Source organism: Bacillus sp. C30, assembly GCF_040838255.1.
In the GTDB taxonomy this organism is placed as follows: Bacteria; Bacillota; Bacilli; order Bacillales; family Bacillaceae_G; genus Bacillus_A; species Bacillus_A mycoides.
Genome location: NZ_JBFPJH010000193.1, coordinates 1 through 6222, shown reverse-complemented (window position 1 = coordinate 6222; position 6222 = coordinate 1). Strand labels below are relative to the sequence as shown.

4 protein-coding genes are annotated in these 6222 nt (G+C 35.1%); 3 read left to right on the top strand and 1 reads right to left on the bottom strand.

Annotated elements, in window-relative coordinates; translation table 11 throughout:
- Positions 1–3 precede the first annotated feature (3 nt).
- Positions 4–1287 carry an aminopeptidase P family protein gene (locus AB3X49_RS15955; protein WP_367963274.1) on the top strand — a complete coding sequence of 428 codons (1284 nt, stop codon included), beginning with the start codon at positions 4–6 and terminating at the stop codon, positions 1285–1287.
- A gap of 118 nt (positions 1288–1405) precedes the next feature.
- Positions 1406–3040: a multicopper oxidase family protein gene (locus AB3X49_RS15950; protein ID WP_367963272.1), complete on the top strand. Its 1635-nt coding sequence runs from the start codon at positions 1406–1408 to the stop codon at positions 3038–3040.
- Between the two features lie 51 nt (positions 3041–3091).
- Here the strand turns inward: AB3X49_RS15950 and AB3X49_RS15945 are convergent, their stop codons facing one another.
- Positions 3092–3637 (bottom strand): hypothetical protein, encoded by a 546-nt coding sequence (locus AB3X49_RS15945; RefSeq protein ID WP_016120021.1) that lies wholly within the window; start codon positions 3635–3637, stop codon positions 3092–3094.
- Positions 3638–4075: 438 nt separating this feature from the next.
- Between AB3X49_RS15945 and topB the strand changes: the two genes are divergently transcribed.
- The gene (gene topB / locus AB3X49_RS15940) at positions 4076–6220 is read left to right on the top strand and encodes a DNA topoisomerase III (protein WP_002012275.1); all 2145 of its coding nucleotides are present in this window, start codon (positions 4076–4078) and stop codon (positions 6218–6220) included.
- Positions 6221–6222 lie beyond the last annotated feature (2 nt).

Here is a 6222-nt window from a genome sequence, read left to right as displayed (position 1 = left end):
ATTATGAAATCAACATTTTTTGCTCAAAATAGAGAAAGATTAGTAAACATATTACCGGATGAATCTATTACTATTTTATTTGCTGGGCAAGCACCTCATATGTCAGCCGATGCACATTATAAATTTGTGCCGAATCGAAATTTTTACTATTTAACGGGAATCGATGAGCCAAATGTTATTTTCATGTTGAAAAAGTTTGGAAATAGTGTGGAAGAAACTCTTTTCATTGAAAAATCAGATCCAGTAATGGAAAAATGGGACGGTAAAACAGTTTCTAAAGAAGATGCAGAACAAATTTCAGGCATAAAAAAAGTTGTATATATAGAAAGCTTTGAGAAGACAATGGCAAATACACTTTTCACAGAAAATGTGAAGCATCTGTATTTAGATTTAGAGCGTCGTGAGTGGAAGGGTACTGAGACGAAAACGTTAGCGTTTGCTAAATATGTAAGAGAACAGTATCCACACGTTTTAATTGGTAATGTATATCCGCATATTTGTGAATTACGAGTGTTTAAAACGGAAGAAGAAATTGAAATCATTAAAGAAGCGATTGCTGTAACTAAAGAGGGTATTTATAACGTGCTGAAGCATGCAAAAGCAGATGTGATGGAATATGAATTAGAAGCTCATTTTGATTTTACGCTTAAATCATCTGGAATTAAACATCATGCATTCAATACAATTTTGGCGAGTGGTAAAAATGCTACAGTCCTTCATTATGAAGATAATGATGCACAAATTCAAAATGGTGATTTAGTGCTGCTCGATTTAGGTGCTCAAAAAGATTACTACAACGCTGATATTAGTTACACATTCCCAGCTAGTGGAACATTCTCTAGTCGCCAAAAACAAATATATAATATAGTGTTAAAAGCATTGAAAGAAACAACTGAGCTTATTAAGCCAGGATTAAAGTTTACTGCATTAAATGAGCACACAAAAAAGGTACTGGCAGAAGAGTGTAAAGCTATTGGTTTAATTCAAGAAGATGAGGAACTATCTAAATATTATTATCACGGCGTGAGTCATTTCCTAGGTTTAGATACTCATGATGTAGGAACATACAAAGATAGAGTATTAGAAGAAGGTATGGTCATTACGATTGAACCAGGTCTATATATTGAAGAAGAATCAATTGGGATTCGTATTGAAGATGATATTCTTATCACAAAAGACGGGTATGAAAACTTGTCAAAAGATATCATTAGAACAGTTGAAGAGATTGAAGAGTTTATGAGAGAAAATAATGTAAATGTAAAAGAAGATGAAGTTGTTACGAAATAATAATTAGAAGAGGCGCTCAATTTTGGGCGTCTTTTTATTTGGACCATTTTAAACCTCCATATTTTCTTGAAAATTGTCTTCTATAATAATCTTGAAAAAGAAAAAGGAGGGATTTTCAATGAAGAGATTTGTATTAACAGCAGTTACAGTCTCCGTAATATCTTTAATTGCTGCATGTTCTTCGACCACAAATACAACAAATGATCATAAAAATATGGACGATAAAAAAACAACACAGACTGAAACGGCTACAAAACCATTGAAAGTTGTAAAAGGGCCAGAAGTTACTTTAGTAGCGAAAGAAGAAAAGCAAAAGCTAAGTAACGGTGTTATTGTTCCAGTCTGGACATTTAATGGCTCATCCCCAGGTCCAGAAATCAGAGTGAAAAAAGGTGAAAAGGTTAAAGTGACATTAAAAAATGAATTATCTGCACCAGTATCTATTCATTGGCATGGGTATCCTGTCCCAAATAACATGGATGGAATTCCAGGTGTGACGCAAGATGCGGTTGAACCTGGAAAGAGTTTCACCTATGAATTTGAAGCGAACGTACCAGGAACATATTGGTATCATTCGCATCAAGATTCTGTGAATCAACTAGATAGAGGTTTATATGGTGCTCTCATTGTAGAAGATACTAATGAAAAATATGATAAAGATTACACATTAATGTTGGATGAATGGGTTACAGATAAAGAAGAAATTAATAAGCAGTTAAAAGAAATGACAAAAGGGCCAACAGGTAATAAATCTAAGGGTAATGAAAATACGAAAAAGAATGATGATATGAAAGGCATGGATCATTCCGGTATGGACAGTGATAAAAAAGACTCTAGTAATATGGCAGGAATGGACCATGGAAATATGAAGATGGAAGGTCATGATATGAGTATGTATGACTTATTCACAATCAATGGTAAAAGCGGAGATTTAGTAGAGCTGTTAAAAGTGAATGAAGGGGATAAAGTTCGTCTTCGACTCGTTAATGCTGGTTATCTATCACATGATATACATGTTCACGGTCATGATATAAAAGTAATTGCGACAGATGGTCAACCAATTAACGATCCAAAAGTTATAAAAGACAAAGTAATTTCAATCGCACCGGGTGAACGTTATGATATTGAATTTACAGCTAACAATCCTGGGAAATGGTACGTTGAAGACCATTCAGAAAGTAAAGGTGCAAAAGGAATGAAAGCTATTATTGAATATGATGGCAGCAAAGAGATGAAAGACAAAGCAGATGAAAAAGAAAAATTACCGAAATTAGATATGACGAAATATGGTGCTAAAAAATTAGGTAGTTTCACGTTAAATCAACAGTATATTGCCACATATAATATGGACTTGAATACGCAAATGAATGGAAATGAAATGGTATATACAATTAACGGAAAGGTATTCCCAGATATTGACCCAATTTCAGTGAAAAAGGGTGACTTAGTAAAAGTAAAATTAGTAAATCGCTCTAAAGCGGACGATCATCCGATGCATTTACACGGTCATTTCTTCCAGGTGTTAAGTAAAGATGGAAAACCGGTAGAAGGTTCTCCAATTGTGAAAGACACTTTGAACTTAAAACCAGGAGAAGAATATGAAGTAGCCTTTGTAGCAGACAATCCGGGTGAATGGATGTTCCACTGTCATGATTTACACCATGCTTCAGCGGGGATGGTAACAGAAGTGAAATATACAGATTATAAATCTGATTATGTTCCAAACCCTAACATTCCTAATAAGCCAGAATAATATGAAGCAGTTATCCTATGGATAGCTGCTTATTCATTTTCGTTGCAAGTGTTAATGCATATGTTGATCGTGCCCGGATGAAGATGGGGGAGTATGATCGGGGAATGTCACGAACACGGCAACGATAATTACCACACTAATTGAAAGTAATAATAAAAAACGCCGTTGGATAAAAGTAGAAAAGGTTTCTGATAAAAGTTGAATTATACATGACATAGTTATTGTTATAGTAAGTAAAAGACTAATGAACAGTATACTGTGAGCTTGTTGAGCGTTTAACATTTCTGTAATCATTGCTCCCATCATACTTGCCATTAATCCAGAAAACATTCCTTCTAAAGCGGTAAATAGGTGAAACCGTAGACCGACTAAAAAACCGATACAACTACTAATCAAAATCGCAAGCAAAGTAGAATATAGTAATTCACCTTTAAAAAGAATACCTAAATAAAAACCGATACTTAAACCGATACACATACTAAAAGACATAATAAATACCATATACTCCATTAGGGTACCCTTGCGTTTAGATATATATGATGTAATAAGAATCGAGATACAACAAAGTGTTAAGGCAGTTAACGTATAAGCGAACATCATGATACCTCCCTGTCCTATCATTCACTTCATCATATGTTCAAATGGAGAGTACTTATGCTAATATATATCTGCAAATTATCTGCACAATTTAAAAAAGGTAAGTTCAATATAATTTTCAAATAATGATGGTTATCTTAGTGGACGATGCTTCATAAAGAATTGTTGTATTTTTATTTTGAGAGAATATATGTAAGCAAGTAGTAGTGAATGGAAAAGATGTTCGATTTTTGAGCGTCTTTTTTGTCTATAAGCATGAGAAAGAAAGTGTTATATAATGAGTTTCTATTGTGAAGCCATAAAGAATAAGCGTATAATATTATAGGTCTCCCATTTGTGAGGCAAACCGCGAATGATAAATAAGATGGTTGTTTTATCATCGCTTCTAAACAGATAGACAATGAAAGTAACACTGGAATACAGATAGGGAGTTAGAAGATGAAATTAATTATTGCCGAGAAACCAGATCAAGGTTTGGCTCTTGTTTCACAGTTTAAATATCGCCGGAAAGATGGGTATTTAGAAGTAGAAGCAAATGAGTTATTTCCAAATGGAGCGTACTGTACATGGGCAATTGGTCATTTGACGCAGTTATGTAATCCAGAACATTATCACGCTGAGTGGAAGAAATGGTCACTTAATACATTGCCGATGATTCCAGAGCGTTTTCAATTTGAGGTAACAAAGTCAAAGTATAAGCAATTTAACGTTGTGAAACAGCTGTTACATAATCCACAGGTAACAGAAATTATTCACGCGGGCGATGCTGGGCGTGAAGGGGAACTGATTGTAAGAAATATTATTAATCTTTGCAACGTGCAAAAGCCAATGAAGCGTCTTTGGATTTCATCTTTAACGAAGCAAGCTATTTATCAAGGATTTAAAAACTTACTAGATGAAGCAGATACGATTAATACGTATTACGAAGCATATACAAGATCTTGCGCTGACTGGGTCGTTGGTATGAATGCATCGCGTGTCTTTAGTATTTTGCTAAAGAAAAAAGGAATGAATGATGTGTTTTCCGCTGGTCGTGTACAAACACCAACATTAGCACTCATTGTAAAGCGTGAAAAAGAAATAGAGAACTTTAAGTCAGAGCCGTTTTGGGAAGTGTTCGCAACCTTTAATATAGAAGGAAAGAAATATGAGGGGAAATGGGAGAAAGATAATGAGTCCCGCTTAAATGACCCTGATTTGGCAAATAAAATTGCAGCGTTTTGTCAAAACAAACCGGCTGTAGTAAAAGAAATGAAAACGGAGCGTAAAGAGTTTCAGCCGCCGTTTTTATTTAATTTATCAGCACTGCAAGCGACAGCGAATAAAGCCTTTAAATTTTCACCAAAAAAGACACTTGATATAACGCAAGCACTATATCAAAAAGGGATTGTCTCTTACCCTCGTTCGGATTCTAACTATGTTACACAAGGAGAGGCAGCGACGTTCCCTGATATTTTACAGAAGTTAAGTCAGTTTGATGAATATAAAGGTTTATTGCCAGCACCAATTGAATCGATTATGAATAATAAGCGTTATGTGAATGAAAAGAAAGTTACAGATCACTACGCAATTATACCGACAGAGCAAGTTACAAATCCAAGCAAACTATCAGGTGATGAAAAGAAAATTTACGATATGATCGTAAGAAGGCTGATTGCGGCGCATTATGAAGTAGCAATCTTTGACTACACAACGATTACAACTCTTGTAGACGAACGTGCTGCGTTCATTTCGAAAGGAAAACAACAAATTCAAGAAGGATGGCGTAAAGTCATTTTCCAAGACGATAAAGATGACGAAACGATTCTTCCAATTGTAGCTGAAGGTGAACAAGGGAAAGTTGTAAAGGTGAAAGTGAAAGAGGGGAAAACACAGCCACCGAAACGTTATACAGAAGGACAACTTATTACGTTAATGAAAACGGCCGGTAAGTATTTAGAGAATGAAGAGCTTGAGAAAGTATTGAAGAAAACAGAAGGTTTAGGTACGGAAGCGACTCGTGCCGGTATCATTACGATGCTGAAAGACCGTAAATATATAGATGTACAGAAAAACCAAGTGTACGCAACCGATAAAGGGAAAGTATTAATTACAGCAATCGGTGATAAAATACTAGCTTCACCAGAAATGACAGCAAAATGGGAGCAACGCCTTGCGGAAATTGGAGAAGGTACAGCTTCACCAGCGACATTTATGGAGCAAACGAAAAAGCTATCAGCTAAAATTATTGAAGATGCGGTAGAAATGTCGGAGAAATGGGATTTCACCGGATTACATGTTGAATCGATTGAACGAAAAGGATCGAAATTTACAACAGGTAAAAAGGTCGGGAACTGTAAAAAATGCGATGGCGATGTTATTGATAAGTCGACGTTTTACGGTTGTTCTAACTACAATACAACACAATGTGACTTTACCATCTCGAAGAAGATTTTAAGCAAAGCTATTTCGCAAAAAAACATGACGAAACTATTAAAAGGTGAGAAGACCGATTTAATTAAAGGCTTTAAAAAAGGCGAGAAAACGTTTGATGCGAAGTTAGAGTGGAAAGATAATAAGATTAATTTTGTGTTTGAGAATTAAGT

What these genes read in the sequence shown, in the direction of transcription:
- AB3X49_RS15955 (WP_367963274.1), top strand. Translation starts at nt 4, where the DNA reads ATGAAATCAACATTTTTTGCTCAAAATAGAGAAAGATTAGTAAACATA.
- AB3X49_RS15950 (WP_367963272.1), top strand. Translation starts at nt 1,406, where the DNA reads ATGAAGAGATTTGTATTAACAGCAGTTACAGTCTCCGTAATATCTTTA.
- AB3X49_RS15945 (WP_016120021.1), bottom strand. Translation starts at nt 3,637, where the DNA reads ATGTTCGCTTATACGTTAACTGCCTTAACACTTTGTTGTATCTCGATT.
- topB (WP_002012275.1), top strand. Translation starts at nt 4,076, where the DNA reads ATGAAATTAATTATTGCCGAGAAACCAGATCAAGGTTTGGCTCTTGTT.